The 15,442-nt window shown below is 73.6% G+C and carries 12 protein-coding genes; 7 read left to right on the top strand and 5 right to left on the bottom strand.

Annotated features, from left to right (window positions below):
• Positions 1 to 28 precede the first annotated feature (28 nt).
• The 4 genes from IW248_RS03580 to IW248_RS03565 all read left to right on the top strand — a co-directional run bounded on the left by IW248_RS03580 (position 29) and on the right by IW248_RS03565 (position 5,488).
• Positions 29 to 1,024, top strand: a complete 996-nt coding sequence (locus IW248_RS03580; RefSeq protein WP_112583044.1) for an AAA family ATPase — start codon at positions 29 to 31, stop codon at positions 1,022 to 1,024.
• 14 nt (positions 1,025 to 1,038) lie between these two features.
• Positions 1,039 to 2,274 (top strand): DUF58 domain-containing protein, encoded by a 1,236-nt coding sequence (locus IW248_RS03575; RefSeq protein WP_196925627.1) that lies wholly within the window; start codon positions 1,039 to 1,041, stop codon positions 2,272 to 2,274.
• Positions 2,271 to 4,607 (top strand): transglutaminaseTgpA domain-containing protein, encoded by a 2,337-nt coding sequence (locus IW248_RS03570; protein WP_372431792.1) that lies wholly within the window; start codon positions 2,271 to 2,273, stop codon positions 4,605 to 4,607. Before IW248_RS03575 ends, IW248_RS03570 begins: the two co-directional genes overlap by 4 nt.
• A gap of 77 nt (positions 4,608 to 4,684) precedes the next feature.
• A complete protein-coding gene (locus IW248_RS03565) occupies positions 4,685 to 5,488 on the top strand; it encodes a class I SAM-dependent methyltransferase (protein ID WP_196925625.1) in 804 nt (267 codons plus the stop codon).
• 4 nt (positions 5,489 to 5,492) lie between these two features.
• On the opposite strand, the gene IW248_RS03560 is transcribed toward IW248_RS03565, so the two are convergent.
• Together IW248_RS03560 and IW248_RS03555 are read right to left on the bottom strand one after the other, a co-directional pair.
• Positions 5,493 to 6,284 carry an SDR family oxidoreductase gene (locus IW248_RS03560; protein ID WP_196925624.1) on the bottom strand — a complete coding sequence of 264 codons (792 nt, stop codon included), beginning with the start codon at positions 6,282 to 6,284 and terminating at the stop codon, positions 5,493 to 5,495.
• A complete protein-coding gene (locus IW248_RS03555) occupies positions 6,281 to 7,264 on the bottom strand; it encodes an LLM class F420-dependent oxidoreductase (protein ID WP_196930026.1) in 984 nt (327 codons plus the stop codon). Before IW248_RS03555 ends, IW248_RS03560 begins: the two co-directional genes overlap by 4 nt.
• A gap of 154 nt (positions 7,265 to 7,418) precedes the next feature.
• On the opposite strand from IW248_RS03555, the gene IW248_RS03550 reads away from it, so the two are divergent.
• Together IW248_RS03550 and IW248_RS03545 are read left to right on the top strand one after the other, a co-directional pair.
• The gene (locus IW248_RS03550) at positions 7,419 to 8,639 is read left to right on the top strand and encodes a low temperature requirement protein A (protein WP_196925623.1); all 1,221 of its coding nucleotides are present in this window, start codon (positions 7,419 to 7,421) and stop codon (positions 8,637 to 8,639) included.
• A 47-nt stretch (positions 8,640 to 8,686) separates the two neighbouring features.
• Positions 8,687 to 9,550 carry a DUF1028 domain-containing protein gene (locus tag IW248_RS03545; protein ID WP_196925622.1) on the top strand — a complete coding sequence of 288 codons (864 nt, stop codon included), beginning with the start codon at positions 8,687 to 8,689 and terminating at the stop codon, positions 9,548 to 9,550.
• 65 nt (positions 9,551 to 9,615) lie between these two features.
• Here IW248_RS03545 and IW248_RS03540 read toward each other — a convergent pair whose 3' ends face one another.
• Positions 9,616 to 10,284, bottom strand: a complete 669-nt coding sequence (locus IW248_RS03540) for a maleylpyruvate isomerase N-terminal domain-containing protein (protein WP_307787686.1) — start codon at positions 10,282 to 10,284, stop codon at positions 9,616 to 9,618.
• An 8-nt stretch (positions 10,285 to 10,292) separates the two neighbouring features.
• Positions 10,293 to 11,180: a phosphatase PAP2 family protein gene (locus tag IW248_RS03535; protein ID WP_196925621.1), complete on the bottom strand. Its 888-nt coding sequence runs from the start codon at positions 11,178 to 11,180 to the stop codon at positions 10,293 to 10,295.
• A 164-nt stretch (positions 11,181 to 11,344) separates the two neighbouring features.
• Between IW248_RS03535 and IW248_RS03530 the strand changes: the two genes are divergently transcribed.
• The gene (locus IW248_RS03530) at positions 11,345 to 12,019 is read left to right on the top strand and encodes a DUF3159 domain-containing protein (protein ID WP_196930024.1); all 675 of its coding nucleotides are present in this window, start codon (positions 11,345 to 11,347) and stop codon (positions 12,017 to 12,019) included.
• 338 nt (positions 12,020 to 12,357) lie between these two features.
• Here the strand turns inward: IW248_RS03530 and IW248_RS03525 are convergent, their stop codons facing one another.
• The gene (locus tag IW248_RS03525; protein WP_196925620.1) at positions 12,358 to 15,264 is read right to left on the bottom strand and encodes a glycoside hydrolase family 48 protein; all 2,907 of its coding nucleotides are present in this window, start codon (positions 15,262 to 15,264) and stop codon (positions 12,358 to 12,360) included.
• Between the last annotated feature and the right edge of the window lie 178 nt (positions 15,265 to 15,442).

Here is a 15,442-nt window from a genome sequence, read left to right as displayed (position 1 = left end):
GGACACCAGGCGAGGAGCACCACCGACCGTGAACACCCACGAGCCGCTCACCCAGCCGGAGGTGCAGGGTTTCGCCGCCCTGGCCGCCCGGCTGGCCGAGAACGTCAACGCGGTGGTGCTCGGCAAGCCGCAGGTGGTGCGGCTGGCGCTGACCGCGCTCTTCGCCCAGGGTCATGTGCTGCTGGAGGACGTGCCCGGGGTCGGTAAGACGACCCTGGCGCGGGCCATCGCCGCCACGGTGAAGGGTGAGTGGCGGCGTATCCAGTTCACGCCCGACCTGCTCCCCTCGGACGTGTCCGGCGTGACGATCTTCAACCAGGCGACCCGGGACTTCGAGTTCCATCCGGGGCCGGTCTTCGCCAACATCGTCATCGCCGACGAGATCAACCGGGCGTCGCCGAAGACCCAGTCGGCGTTGCTGGAGGTGATGGAAGAACGGACGGTCACTGTGGACGGGGTCCGGCATCCGGTGCCGTCGCCGTTCCTGGTGGTGGCCACGCAGAATCCGGTGGAGATGGACGGCACCTACCGGCTGCCCGAGGCGCAGTTGGACCGGTTCCTGGTGAAGCTCTCCGTTGGGTACCCGGACGAGGCGGTCGAGGTCGAGGTGCTGCGCGGCGCGACAGTGCGGTCCCCGGAGGCGCTCGCCCCGGTCACCGACACCGCCACCGTCGGCGAGATGGTCCGGATGGCCCGCCGGGTGCACATCGCCGAGCCGCTCTACGCGTACGCGGTCCGGTTGGCCGCAGCCACCCGCACCCACCCGCAGGTGCGCGTCGGGGTCAGCCCCCGGGGCGTGATCGCGTTGACCCGCGCGGCCTGCGCGTACGCGTTGATCGACGGGCGGGGCTGGATCATGCCGGAGGACCTGAAGGCGCTCGTCGAGGCGGTGTTCGCGCACCGGCTGCTGCTCACCCCGGACGCCCAGGTGCGCGGGATGACCCCCGCGGAGGTGTTGCGCCAGGCCGTCGCGTCGGTGCCGGTGCCGCTGCCGTCGGGGCAACCCGCTCCGGTGCAGGGCTGACCGGCAGCAGCGCGATGGGGATCACCGCCCGTGGGGTCGGGCTGCTCGTCGCCGCCGTGGTGCTGCTGGCTGTGGGTTTCCGGTTCGCGTACCCCGAGTTGACGCTGCTCGGCGCGGCGGCCGGCACGGCCGTCGGCTACGCGGCGCTGGTCGCGCTCTGGCGGCCCCGGCTGGTGGTGACCCGCCGCGCGGACCCGGACCGGGTGGCGCGCGGTGAGCCGGCGAGCATGACGTTGACAGTGCGCAACACCGGGCGGCTGCGGTCGGCGAACCTGCTGGCCGAGGACCGGTGCGGGGAGCGGACCGTGCCGGTGCCGGTGTTGCGCCTGCGGCCCGGCCGGGACACCGAGGTCCGCTACGACGTGCCGACCGACCGTCGCGGGGTGGTGCCGGTCGGTCCGCTGCGGGTGACCCGGCGCGACCCACTGGGGTTGGTGGCGCTGGCCCGCCCGTACGGTGCGGCGGTGCCGGTCTGGGTGCACCCCCGGATTCATCCGCTGACGGCGGTGCCCAGAGGTGCGGGGCGCAGCCTCGACGGCCGGGTGGACGGGGTCCCGCACGGGTCGATCACGTTCGACTCGCTGCGGGAGTACGTGGTCGGCGACGAGTTGCGCCGGGTGCACTGGCGCACCAGCGCCCGGGTGGGTGAGCTGATGGTGCGGGAGAACGTGGACACCAGCATGCCGCGCCTGGTCGTCCTGTTGGACAACCGCGTCGCCGGGCACCCGCAGCGGGTCGGCGGGGTGGCGGAGTCGTTCGAGTCGGCCTGTGAGGCGGCGGCGTCGATCGTCACCGCCGCGCACCGCGCCGACGTGCCTGTGCTGTTGCTGTTGGTCGCCGCGGGGCCGGCGGAGCCGACAAAGCTGGCGGGGCCGGCGGAGCCGACAAAGCTGGCGGGGCCGGCGGAGCCAGCCGACGTCACCACGCCCGATGGCGGGGCCGACGGTGCGCTCGGGCCGCTGGACCGGCTCGCCGCCGCCGAGCTGTCCGACGATGGTGACGCGGTGCGGGCGGCCACCACCCGGCTGCGGCAGGACCGGCTCGGCGACACGCTGATCTTCCTGACCGGGCCGGGTGGCCGCGACGAGCTGGGGCACGTCGGGGCGCTGCGCGGGGCGTACCCGTCGGTGGTGGTCGGGGTGTTCGGCGCGGCCGAGCCGACACCGCCGGGCACCGCCGGGCTGGTGGTCGTCGACGCGGCGGACGGCGCGCAGTTCGCCGCCGAGTGGGACGGGGTACGCCGGTGGTGACGGGCGCCGTGCGGGTGCTGCGGGCGGCGGTCCTCCCGCTGGCGCTGATCGGGCTGACGGCGCTCGCCGGGGTGGTGCTCGGCCGGGTGTACGCCGGTGGCCTGCTGACCTGGCTGGTCATCGGCGCGGCGGCGGGTTCGGTGCTGGTCAGCGTGGCCGCCCGGCGGCTGCCGTCCTGGCTGGTGGCACCGGTGTCGGTCGCCGCGATGGCCGGTTGGACACTGTGGTCGCTGCGGCTGGCCGCCACCCGCGCGGAGCTGCCCGGCGGCCTGCTGGAGGTCACCGCAGACGCCGCCCGCAACGGCATCCCCCGGCTGCTCACCGCGATGATCCCGGTGGAGCCCACCCCGGACACGGTGCTGGTGCCTGTCGTCGCCGCGTGGCTGGCCGGGCTGACCGGCGCGGAGGTGGCGCTGCGCACCGGCCGGGTGCTGCTGGGTTACCTGCCGGCGGCGGGGCTCTACGCCGCCGCCCTCTACGTGGTCGGCCCGAACGCCGAGCCGGCAGTCGGGTCGACGCTGGCGTTCGTCGCGGTCGCGGCCCTCGGCCTGGCGACCCCCACCAGGTCCGCGCCCGGCGGCGGCGATCCGACCGCCGAACTGACCCCCCGGGTACGCGCGGCGGTGCGGCTGCGGTTGGCCACCAGCGCGGCGCTCGGGGTGGCGCTGGTGGTCGGGTTGGTGGCGTTGCTCGGCCCGATCGTCGCCGAGCAGGTGGACGGCCGGCCGGTGGACCCGCGCCGGTACGTGGAGCCGCCGCAGGTGCAGACACTCGACGAGAACCCGTTGATCCGGATCTCCGGCTGGGCGCTGCACCCGGAGCAGAAACTCCTCGACGTGAGCACGGAACGCCCCGACGCACAGCCCGAGGCTGACCCGGCGGCGGAGACCGCGCGCAGTACACGGATCCGGTTGGCGGTGCTCAGCGACTACGACGGGGTGACCTGGCGGGTCGGCGCGACGTACCGCAACGCCGGTCGGATCCTGCCGGCCGCGACTACGGCCCGGGACAGCACGGTGCAGACGGTCCGACAGCAGATCAGCGTGGCCGAGTTGAGCGGTCGACTGCTGCCCGCCGTGGCGACGCCCCGGGAGGTCAGTGGGGCGCGGGTGGCGTACGACCCGGCGAGCGGCACGCTGATCCGCCCGGAGGGGCTGACACCGGGGCTGCGGTACACGGTGACCTCCGCCGAGGAACGCCCGGACTCCAACCTGTTGGCCACCGCGAACGTGCCCGCCGGCGACGAGGTGGCCCGGGTGCTGCGGGTCGCGGACGGGGTGCCCGACCCGATGCGCCGGCTGGCCACCCAACTCGCCGAGGAGAACGGCGCGCCGTTCGCACGGGCGTCGGCTATCGAGCAGTTCCTGGCCGAGCACTACCGGGTGGTGGCCGACGCGCCGAGCGGGCACGCGTACCCGAATCTGGGTTTCTTCCTGTTCGGGCCCCGCAACGGCGGCGGCCAGGAGGGCACCTCGGAGCAGTTCGCGGCGGCCTTCGCGGTCCTCGGCCGGCTTTCCGGGCTGCCCACGCGGGTGGTGGTGGGCTTCCGGACCAGCGGGCAGGGCCCGGTGCTGGCCGGCGACGCGTACGCCTGGCCGGAGGTGCTCTTCGACGGGCTGGGCTGGGTGTCGTTCGACCCGCTGCCCCGCCCGAACGACGAGCCGAGACCCGTGGAGGAGGATTTCCGCCCGACGCCGGAGGACCCGCCGCCGTCGGAGGCGCCGGCACCGACAGCCGAGCCGAGCGCCTCGCCGGAGCCGGTGGCCGCCGCCGACGCCCCGCCCGGCCCGGACGGGGTGTCCACACCGGTGCTTGTCGCCGGCGGCAGCGGCGGCCTGCTGCTGGTGGTGGGGGCGCTCCTGCTCACCCTGTTGGCGATGCGCCGCTCCCTCACCCGCAGCCGACTCGTGCGGGGCGACCCCGGCCAGCGCATCGCCGGCGCCTGGCGGGAGGTCACCGACGCGCTCCGGCTGGCCGGGAAACCGGTCGGGGACGACCTGGCCGCCACCGAGGTCGCCGGGCACGCCCGCCAGGCCCTCGCCGACGCCCGCGCGGGCACGACCGGCGGCGACGCGACCGACCCGGACGCCGTCGCGCCCGCCGGCGGCACGGCCGCGCCAGACGCGGCCAGCCCGGCGGTCGACGAGTTGGCGGCCCTGCTGAATCAGGTGGGCTTCGCCCCCGGCGCCGCAACGCCCGACCAGGCGGGCCGGGCCGCCGACGTGGCCACCGCCTACGTGGCCACCCTGCGCGCTGCCCGCCCCTGGTGGCGCCGCCTGCTCTGGTCCATCCACCCGTCTCCCCTGCGCCGCGCCCGCCGCTCCCCGCGATGAGCAGGAGCACGGGAGTGACCGCCACACGGCGGTGAAATCCGTTGGCCCTCGCACCGCGCACCGGTGACCATCGGAGCGTGGATCAGCATTCGAGCGACATCGTCGACTACTACACGCAGCGCTACCGCGAGGACCGGCGGCTCACCGGCAGGCCGCAGGCGCGACTGGAATGGATCCGCACGACGCAGTTGCTGCGGGATCTCCTGCCCGGTCCAGGTGCCAGGGTGCTGGACATCGGTGGCGGCACCGGCGAGTACGCGCGGGCCCTCGTCGTGGCCGGCTATGAGGTCCGCCTCGTCGACCTGGTGCCGAGTCACGTCGCGCAGGCCGCCAGTGGGCACCCTCCGGTCGAGTCACAGGTGGGCGACGCGCGTGCGCTTCCCGACGCCGACAACGGGTATGACGCCGCGCTGCTCCTGGGCCCGCTCTACCACCTGGTACGCCGTGCCGATCGGTTACAGGCTCTCCGCGAGGCGGCCCGGGTCACCCGCCCCGGCGGTCTCGTCGTGGCCGCCGTCATCTCCCGCTTCGCCGGCCCGTTGGACTTCGCGGCCACCGGACGACTCGACGAGAGAGTGCTCGACGAGGCCAGGGCACTGCTCAGCGACGGCGTCAACGATCCGCGAATCGGTTTCACCCACGCTTACTTCCACCGGGTTGAGGAGATCACCGACGAGTGCGCGGCCGCGGGGCTGACCGATGTCGTCGTACACGGGGTGGAGGGCCCGGCCTGGACGGCAGCGGAGGCGGCGGCGAACGGGCCGGCGCAGGACGCGGTCTTCGCCGGGGCGTTGGACCTCGCCCGGCTGTACAGCAGCGAGCCGGCGCTGATCAGTTCGAGCGCCCATCTCCTGGCCGTCGGGCGTGTTCCGGTCCGGTAGCGGGTCAGGCGGTCAGCCGGCGGATGAGTTTGCGCATGCCGGCCTGCCAACCGTCCGGGTCCTCGGCGCGGCGGCGCGCGTAGTCGGCGACCTCCGGGTGCGGCAGGATCAGGAAACGTTCCTCGGCCAGCCCGGCGACGGCCGCGTCGGCGACCTGGTCCGGGGTGAGCACCGCACCGGACGCGGCGACCACCCGGGCGCCCAGGTGACCGTCGGCGAGCCCGTCGGCGAGCATCGGGGTGTCCACCCCCTGCGGGCAGAGCGCGCTGACCCGGATGCCCCGGTCCCGGTAGGTGATGGCCAGCCACTCCGCGAACCCCACCGAGGCGTGCTTCGTCGCGGTGTACGCGGCGTCGCCCACCGCGGTCAGCACACCGGCCGCCGAGCAGGTGTGCAGCAGGTGCCCACCGCCGCGGGCGAGCATTCCGGGCAGCACCGCGCGGGCCGAGTAGACGTGGGCGAGCACGTTGACCCGCCAGGCGCGGTCCCAGCCGGCGTCGTCGACCTCCACTCCCCCGCCGGTGGTCACCCCCGCGTTGGCGCAGAACAGGTCGATCCGGCCGTACCGCTGCTCGGTGTCGGCGACCAGCGCGCGGACCTGCTCCTCGTCGGTGACGTCGAGGGCGCGGGCGTGCGCGACCGGGCCGATGCCCTCGGCCACCGCGCGTGCCGCCTCGGCGTCCAGGTCGGCGACCACCACGGCGGCGGCCCCCTCGGCGGCGAACCGGCGCGACAGCGCCGCCCCGATGCCGCCGGCCCCGCCGGTGACCACCACGATCCGGTCGGTGAGGTTCACGCGGACGCCTCCACGAGGTTGGTGCCCAACCGGGCGATGAGGCTGAGCAGCGCGGTCGCGCCGCCGGCGGTGACCTCGGGGGTGGGCAGCAGCGCGAGGATCGGCACGTCCACACCGTTGTCGGCGTAGCGGCGCACCTCGGCGCGGCACCGCTCCGGTGAGCCGTGCAGCACCAGGGCGTCGACCACGTCGTCCGGCACCGCCGCGTTGGCGCCGCGCCGGTCACCGGCGGCCCAGGCCGCCCACATGGGCGCGAGCGTCTCGTCGCGGCCGAGCCAGCGGTGGAACTCGGCGTACGCCCCGACGGTGAGGTAGCTGGTGATGAGCCGGCGGCCCAGCGCCCGCGCGTACGCGGTGTCCTCGGTGGGGCAGACGAAGATCCGGGCGGCGACCTCGAAGCCGTTGCGACGCTCGCCCAACTCGGCGAGGGCACGCGGCACGTCGTCGGCGCCGAGCCAGTTGAGGATGACCCCGTCGGCCTCCGCCCCGGCGAGCCGGAGCATCCCCGGGCGCAGCGCGGCGAGCAGGATCGGTGGCGGCACCGCCGGCGGTCGTTCCAGCGTGAACCGGCGGACGGCGAACGTGTCGTAGACCTCGTCGACGGTCTCGCCGCGCAGCGCGGCGTGCAGGAAGCGCAGGACGTCGCGGGTGCGGCGGAACGGCTCGTCGAACGGCACCGCGTTCCAGTCCCGGACGAGCACGGGTGAGGACGCGCCGATGCCGAGCGAGAACCTGCCCGGCGCGGCCTCGGCCAGCGCTGCCGCGCTCATCGCCAGCAGCCCGGGGCCCCGGGTGAAGACCGGCGTGATCGCGGTGCCGAGCCGCAGCGCGGGCTGCCAGGCCGCGGCGAGCGCCAGCGGGGTGAACGCGTCGGTCCCGGCGACCTCGGACGACCAGACGTCGGTGAACCCGGCCCGGTCGAGGGCCGCGTAGGCCGCGTCGTGCTGCGAAAGCGCGATCCCGCCCAGCGGCACCGTCATGCCCCATCGATTCGTCACCGATCGATCGTGCCCGTTGACGGGGGCTCGAGCAAGATCCCCGGGTTGGGCAGAATCGCCGGTTTCCGGGCGTGCGGTCCGGCGGGAAGTGCTACCTCTTCGAGGTGGACCGGACCGACGGCGCAGGCCGCTGACCATGGGTTCCAGGGCGGCGGGACACCTGGAGCCGGTCCCGGCGGCGGCCACGCCCGGCCGGGCGACGTTCCTGGAACTCTTCTTCGACCTGGTGTACGTCTTCGCGCTCACGCGGATCTCGGCGCGCGCGTTCGAGGATCTGACCCGGGAACCGGGCCGGGAGCACGGTTGGGGGACGGTCACCGGCGGCGGCAAGACACTGCTGTTGCTGCTGGCGCTCTGGGCGGTCTGGCAGGGCACCGCGTGGACGACCAGCCGCTACGACCCGTACCGGGTGCCGTTGCAGACCGTGGTGCTCACCGCGTTGGTGGGCAGCATGGTGATGGGGGTGGCGGTCCCCCGGGCGTTCAGCGAGACCGCGCTGATGTTCGCGGTGGCGTACGTCGTCGCGCAGCTGACCCGGCCACTGATCCTGTCGGTCGCGCTGGGAGCGCACCCGTACCGCCGGTTGAAGGTGCGCATGGCGGTGATCTACGCCGTCAGTGGGGTGCTCTGGATCGGTGGCGCGATGCTGCCCACCAACGCGCAGGTGGTGCTCTGGTCGGCGGCGCTGGCCTTCGAGTACCTGGCCGCCCGCTGTGGCTGGCCGGTGCCCGGCCTGGGTCGGTCGACGATCTCCAAGTGGGAGATCGCCGGGGAACACCTGGCCGAGCGGTACCAGCAGTTCTTCCTCGTCGCGCTGGGCGAGACGATCCTGGTGGCCGGTTTCGCGTACAGCGCGGGCCCGTACGAGGCAGGACACGTATGGGCGTTCGCGCTGGCGCTGGCCACCTCGATCATGCTGTGGCGCATCTACGTGCAGCGGGCCGGACGGATCCTGGGCGAGGCGGTGATGAAGGCCCGCCACCCCGCCACGATCGGCCGGTCGGCGGCCGACACCCACCTGCTGATGGTGATCGGTCTCGCCGCCACCGCGATCGGCTACGAGCTGATCATCAATCATCCGCTGGAGCGCATCCCTGGGCCGTGGCTGGCCATGGTGCTCGGGGGCCCGGCCCTGTTCCTGGCCGGCCGGGCCCGCCTGGAGTACGAGGTGTTCGGGCGGGTCTCCCCGTCCCGGTGGATCGCCCTCGCGGTGCTGGTGGCGTCGTCGGTGCCGCTGCTGTTCCTGCCCGGTGTGATCGCGACCGCGGTCGGGGTGGTGGTGCTGGCCGCGGTCGCGGTGGTCGACGCCCGCCGCGCCCACGGCGCCCCACCGGAGGCCGCAGCGCCACCGTTCTGAGCCTCGCGCGTCGTTGTCGCGTCGGCGTGGACGGTTACTCTCGGCCGGTGACATTCTCGCTCGTCGCCCGCTCCGCCGACGGCCGCCTGCACGGCGTGGCCGTCGCCAGCAAGTTCCTCGCCGCTGGGGCGCTGGTGCCGGCCGCCGCCGCCGAGGTGGGCGCGCTGGCCACCCAGGCGCACGTCAACGTCGCCTACCGCCCGCAGGGCCTCAGCCTGCTGCGCACCGGCGTGGCCGCCGCCGACGTGGTGGCCGGGCTGATCGCCGCCGACCCCGAGCGGGAGCACCGCCAGCTCGGCGTCGTGGGGGCCAGCGGAACGGGCGCCAACTGGACCGGGCCGGCCTGCCATCCGTGGGCCGGCGGGCGGACCGGCGACGGCTGGGCCGCACAGGGCAACGTGCTCACCGGCCCGGAGGTCGTCGACGCCCTCGGTGCGGCCTGGCAGTCGGGAACGGCGCTGCCGTTCGCCGAGCGGCTGGTCGCCGCGCTGCGGGCCGGCGACGAGGCCGGCGGGGACCGGCGTGGCCGGCAGAGCGCCGGCCTGCTGGTGGTCGAGCGCGGCGGCGGGTACGGCGGCACCAGCGACGTGGTGGTGGACCTTCGCGTGGACGACCACCCGGACCCGGTCGCCGAGCTGGGTCGCCTGCTCACTGTGCACACCATGCTGTTCGGCCGGCCCGACCCGGCGACCCTGCTCGACCTGAGCGGCGCGGTGGCCGCCGAGGTGGCGGCGTTGCTCGGCGCGCTGGGCCATTCGGTGCACGAGGACGGCACGGAAGCGGCGTTGGTCTCCTGGGCCGGGTTGGAGAACCTGGAGGAGCGGCTGGTGCCGGGGCGGATCGACCCGGTGGTGCTGACGCACCTGCGCGGTGTCGCGCCGCACGTCCCCGCGCCACGTTCCGCGACCTGATCGGTCAGCGCCAGCCGCAAGGGACCGGCGCCCCCGAACGGCTGCGGTCCCGCGAAGAGCCGGGGTCAGCGGCCGAAGGCGAGCCAACGGAAGCCGGCGGCGTCGATCACGGTCCGTTCCGGGGCGGTCAGCACCGCCCGGCCGGTGGCCTTACGGATCAGGGTCAGCCGGTCCCAACTCAACCCGGCCGGTGTCGGTCGCCCGCCGGTGAGCAGGTCACCGATGACCACGGCCGCCGGTGGGGTGAGCCATGGCGGCCGGCCCAGCGCGGCGGCCAGATCCAACCCGTGCACACCCACCTCGACGACCCGGGTCCGCAGGAACTCGCCGAGGCGCATCGCGTCGCCGTGCCGGGTTCGCACCACCCGGTCGGGCGGCGCGGCGGCGATCGCCGCCTCGGTGGCCCGCCATGCCCTGTCGAACTCGGTCGCCAGCGCCGCCCGGCCCACCCGTAGCGCCTCCCGCTGGCCGCCGGCGATCCGGTCGGCGTCGACCTCCGCGGTGAACTTCGCCGTACCGAAGTAGCCGGCGGCGTCCACCTCGGCGCGTGGCGGAGCCGGCGCGGCGAGCATGTCGGTCAGCCGGCCGACCCCGGTGCGGATGTGCGCGATCAGGTCCTGGACGTTCCACGGAGGGCAGTCGGTGGGCCGGACGAGATCATCGTCGGTCAGCTCGGTCAGGATCTCGCTGAGCCGCCCGCATTCGGCGGAGAACGCCGCCCGGACCGGCCGCACCGGACGGCTCAGCCCTTGACCCGAGGCACCAACCGGTGCACGACGGTGAGCACCAGCGCCATCACCACGGCCATCGTGCCGGCGATCCCGGCGGCGCTGCCCGCGTACCCGACGAACAGGGGGCGGCGGGTCAGCTCCTCCGGCCCGGTGTCGCGCAGGTCGATCAGCCAGGACAGGGCGAGCCCGCAGGCGACCAGGGCGAGCACACCGCCGAGCCCGAGCACCAGAGCCGCGGTCCGGTGCGCGTCGCCGGGGGCGATCTCGGCCTGCTCCCGCTGGGCCACCAACAGGAGCAGCCCGGCCAACGCCGCCCACACGCCCACCACGAGGTACGCGGCGACCGCGTCACTGGGCCGGTGCCAGCCGGCCGAGAGGGTGGCGACCCCGGCGACGGCGGCGTAGCCGGCACCGATGAAGGCGCCGGCGGCCCGCACCTTGCGCGGCAGCACGAGCATCAGCGCGACCGCCACCGAGGCGGCAACAGTGGTGTGCCCGCTGGGCAGGCTGTTGCCCACCGCGGCGCGCTCCGGGTCGAGACCGTAGTCGGGCCGGTTCAGCCCGTACTTGAGCAGTTGGGTCGTGACGTTCGCTCCGGCGATCAGCAGGGTCGCGGTGATCGCCAGGGCGATCCGCCCCCGAATCAGCGCGATGAACCCGATCATCGCGGTGGCCGCCAGCAGCGAAACCACCGACATCGCGTTGAGGATCCGGTCCACCGGACCGTCGATGGTGTCCTGTCCGATCCGGTTGCCGGTGAGGGCGACAGTGTCCACCCACTGGCCGATCTCAAAGTGCACGGCCACCCGCCACACGGCAAGGAAGGCGGCCGCCTGGACAAGGGCCAGTACGACCAACCAGACCGCGGTCCAACCCCGTGCCGTCGCGCGCATCCGCACACCGTAGCGGCAGGTGTCGGAGGTCCAAGCGGTGGCCCGCCGCCAATGGCCGGTTAGGTTGTGCCGGAGGCGAGGAGGCGGTGGTGAACGGAACACCGGAGCGCGACAGCGGCCCGGCCGAACCCGGTTCGGAGCAGGGCGGGGGCGACGACCGGGGGTCGGGACTGCCCACCTCGGCCGGCGCCGCCACCGGTCCGGGAGAGCCGGCGCGGACCGAGTCGCTGGCGGATCTGCTCGGCGGGCGACGCGGTGCCGTCGACGCGACCCTGCCGCCGCTGGCGTTCGCCGCGGGCTGGCTGCTGGGCGGCGAGTCGCTGTGGGGCGGGGTCGGCGCGGCGCTGGCCGTCGGCGCGGTGGTGGCCGGCGTACGGCTGCGTCGGGGTGACCGGCCGCGCTCGGTGCTGATCGGGCTGCTGGCCGTCTGTGTCGCGGCGTTGATCGCGGTGCGCACCGGCCGGGCCGAGAACTTCTTTCTGATCCAGGTGCTGTCCAACGCCGCGAGCGCTCTGGCGTGGACGGTCAGCATCCTGATCCGCTGGCCACTGCTCGGCGTGCTGGTCGGCGGGGTGCTGGGCCAGCGCGCCCGGTGGCGGCGCGACCCGGCGCTGCTGCGGGGGTACGGCCGGGCCAGTTGGGTGTGGACCGCTACCTACCTGCTGCGGCTCGCCGTGTTCGTGCCGCTCTACCTGGGTGGGCAGGTGCTCGCGCTGGTGGTGGCCCGGGTGGCGCTGACCTGGCCGCTGGTCGCCGCGGCGCTGGCGCTGAGCTGGGTGGTGCTGCGGCACTCGCTGCCGGCCGGGCACCCGGGTCTGCGCCACCCGGTCGCGCCGCCGCGCTGACCGGCCGAACGCGGCCGAACCTGGGGCGGAAAGGCGGCCGGACTCGGGGCAAAAAAGTGGAGAGGCCGCCACGGGGGGAGCGGCCTCTCCGGTGACGTACGTTACTCCGTCACGGACCTCGGTGTGATCCCGCAGCGGCCCGAATTTCTGGGCTTTTTCGCGGTTGGCTTCAGTCCGGGCGGTGGGGTGGGCCGACCGATCCGCTGCGTCGGCCAGATGGCCGGCCCACCCCGGCCTGACCGTGGGTGTCAGGCCGTCCCGCCAGCCCCGGTCCGTCGTTCCCCGGACCCGGGCCGGACCCCGGGGTGGGCGGTCCACGCCACCCACCCCGGGTCGTCTCAGCCGTTCGGGAACATGCTGCCGTAGTCGGCGTACGCCATGGCGACGTCAGCCTGCGCCCAGAACCGGTGGTAGTTGAAGCTCGGCTCCGCACCGCCGTCCAGGTACGCCTGCACCTTGGGCCAGTCCGGGTCGTTCTTGTAGAAGGACCGGATGTCGAGGAAGCTCTTGCCGGCGGCGATGGCGTCGCCGTTCGGCATCGTCCCGGTCCAGCCCGACGGGACGTAGAGGCCCTGCCCGGTGGACGCGTTGTAGACGTCGTCGAAGCGCCGGTAGTCGCCACGCTTCTCGGTCGTGGAGACACCCTTGGCGTCGCTGGCGGCCGACAACGCGTCGAGCAGCCCCTTGGCGGTGTCCTTCGCCGCCACGTTGCCCGACTTGGCCGCGTACGCGATCAGGATCCGGGCGTAGGCGGCGGTGACACCGACGTCCTGACCCTTGCTGATCACCTCGACGTGCAGGCCGGTGTTGGGCTGCGGGTTGGACGGGTTCCAGGTGGTCGGCTGACCGGTCCACGCCATGTCCGACGGGATCGACCAGTTGGTGCCGAGGGTGGTGTTGGCGATCGCCCAGGGAACCCACTTGTCCAGCAGCGCCTTGGCCTTCGCGTTGCCGGTCTGCTGGTACAGCTCGGCGATGCGCTGCATCGACCAGGCCTGCATACCGAACCACTGGTTCGACGGCGGGTCGTTGTAGACCGGGTCGACGTCGTAGAACATGCCGTAGAAGGTGCTGGTGCCGGCCGGCGGCTGGGCGTAGCTACCGTCCCAGCTGTTGGTGGCGCCACCGGCGATGCCGCCCTCGGCGGACTGCAACCAGGTGTAGAACTCCAGCTGCCGCTCGAAGCTCTTGGTCCAGTCGGCGACCGCTGTCGACGACTGCGGCTTGAGCTCCGGGGTGTTGGTCAGCGCCCAGGCCGCGAACGGGTTCTGGTAGCCGAAGTGGTTGTGGCTGGAGCCGATCCGCCAGGACCAGTTCTGGCTGGCGTCGTACGCGCCGCCCCAGGCGTAGTACCAGGACAGCAGGTAGTGCGCCGAGTCCTTGCCGCTGCCGGCGGCGCAGGTGCTCGCCCCGACGCAGTTGCCGATCTTCTTGAAGTACTTGTCGAACATCGCGTACCGCAGGTAGTCGCCCATCTTGGCGGCCTTGGTGATGGTGGCCGCGACGTCGGCCTGCTTGTTCTGCGCCTTGGACCAGGTCAGCGCCCAGTACGCGGCCTGCACGGCGCGGGCGTCGGCGTCCGGGGCGTTCGTGTACTTCCACTGCTTGGCGGGGGCGCCGGTGTCCTTGACGAACAGGTCGAGGTAGCCGTACTGACCGCCGTGCTCGAAGGTGTCGCAGGAGGGCTGCGGAACGGTCTCCCACACCGACTCCTGGGTGCCCCGCTGGAAGGTGTTGATGTAGGCCGGTTTGGTGGTGCCGTCACCGCAGCGGCCGAAGCCGTAGGTGTTGTCGACGTCCATCAGCCAGTGCATGCCGTAGATGTCGCCGGTGCCGTAGGTGGACTGCAACTCCGAGCGCAGCGGGTCCTGGCCGACCGAGACGTTCGGGTTCAGCGCCGACGGGTACTGGCTGGGCAGGTTGTACTCAGCGGCGTACTGGGGGGTGCCCGCGGAGCCGGCGGTCGGCTGGTCGGCGTGCGTGGGGATGATGTACTTCTCCATCACCGTCCAGGCGTTGTTGAACGGGGCCCAGTTCTGGGTGACCTTGCCGTAGTAGGCCTCCAGCCAGAGCCAGAAGCTGAACGCCTCCGAGGTGGTCTCGTGACCGTGGTCGGGCGCCTCGACGATCAGCGTCTCCACCGAGTGGTACGGCACGCCCTCGGGGCTGAAGTAGCCCGAGTTCTTGATCTTGCCGTACTGCTCGAGGAACTTGGCGGTGTAGGCGTTGTCGCCGCCGGGGGTGTCGTTGTCGATCTCGGTGGCGCTGACCGCCAGCGAAGCGAGACCGGTGGCGGAGGCGGTGATGGTGGCGGCGCCGCCGGCGGTGTCGGTGTCCTCCGCCGCGGCGACCGTGACGGTGACCCCGGTGTTCCAGTTGCTCGGGGTCAGCGTGGCGGTGCTCGGCGAGACCGTGACATCGGCGTCGCCGGTGCGGGTGAGGGTGACCGGCACGTTGGCCGTCGGCGCGGCGCTGAGCTTCAGGTTGAAGGTGGCGGTGCCACCCTCGGCGACGCTCAGCGCGGACGGCGTGGCGACAAGCGTCGGGCCGTTGGCGGCCCCGACGGTGAACGCCTTCTCGTCGACCCCGATGCCGTTGGCGTTGTCGTACGCCTTGGCCTGCACCGTGTAGCTGCCGGCCGGCAGGTCCTCCTGCGTGTAGGAGTACGGAGCGCTGGTGTCGGTGTTGATCAGCAGGCCGTTGCGGTAGAACTCGACCTTGCTGATCGTCCCGTCCGGGTCGCTGGCGGTGGCGGTCAGCGGCACGTCGGCCGGCGCGGTGAACGGCCCGCTCGGCAGGCCGAGCGAGACAGTCGGCGGCTGGTTGGCCGGGGTGCCGTTGCAGGGGGTGCCGTTCACTGTGAACGAGGTGGGCTTCGGGTTGCTGCCCGTGTGGGCGCCGTTGAAGCCGATGGTGGTGGAGGCCCCGGTGCCGAGGTTGCCGTTGTACGACTCGTTGGTCGCGGTGACCTCGCTGCCGGACTGGCTGAACCGGGCCGACCAGCCCTGGGTGACCCGCTGACCGCTGGTCGGGAAGGTCCACTTGAGCGTCCAGTTGCTCACCGGGTCGCCCAGGTTCTTGATGGTGACGTTGGCGGTGAAGCCGGTGTTCCAGTCGTTGGTCGCGTAGACCACGTCGCAGGCGGGTGCGGCCTGTGCGGCGCCCGCAGGCAGGGTCACCCCGCCGATGGCGAGCAGCGCGGCGGCGGCGAGCGCCACGCGGCGGCGTATTGCCAGTTGTCTCATGTGCGCGGTGTCTCCTCGGACCAGGCCGGGATGGTCCCCGGCGAGGCGCCTGCCCGCGAGGGTGGTGGTCCGCGGGGATGTCGAGGCGCCGGGAAGGTGGTCTTCCCCGGGCCCGGCCGGGGTTGGGGCGATGCGGCCCGCACGGGAGGGGGTCCCGCCGGCTGATCGGGTGACCGTG

The organism is Micromonospora ureilytica, assembly GCF_015751765.1.
GTDB classification, from domain to species: domain Bacteria; phylum Actinomycetota; class Actinomycetes; order Mycobacteriales; family Micromonosporaceae; genus Micromonospora; species Micromonospora ureilytica.
This window is presented reverse-complemented; position numbering and strand designations above follow the sequence as displayed.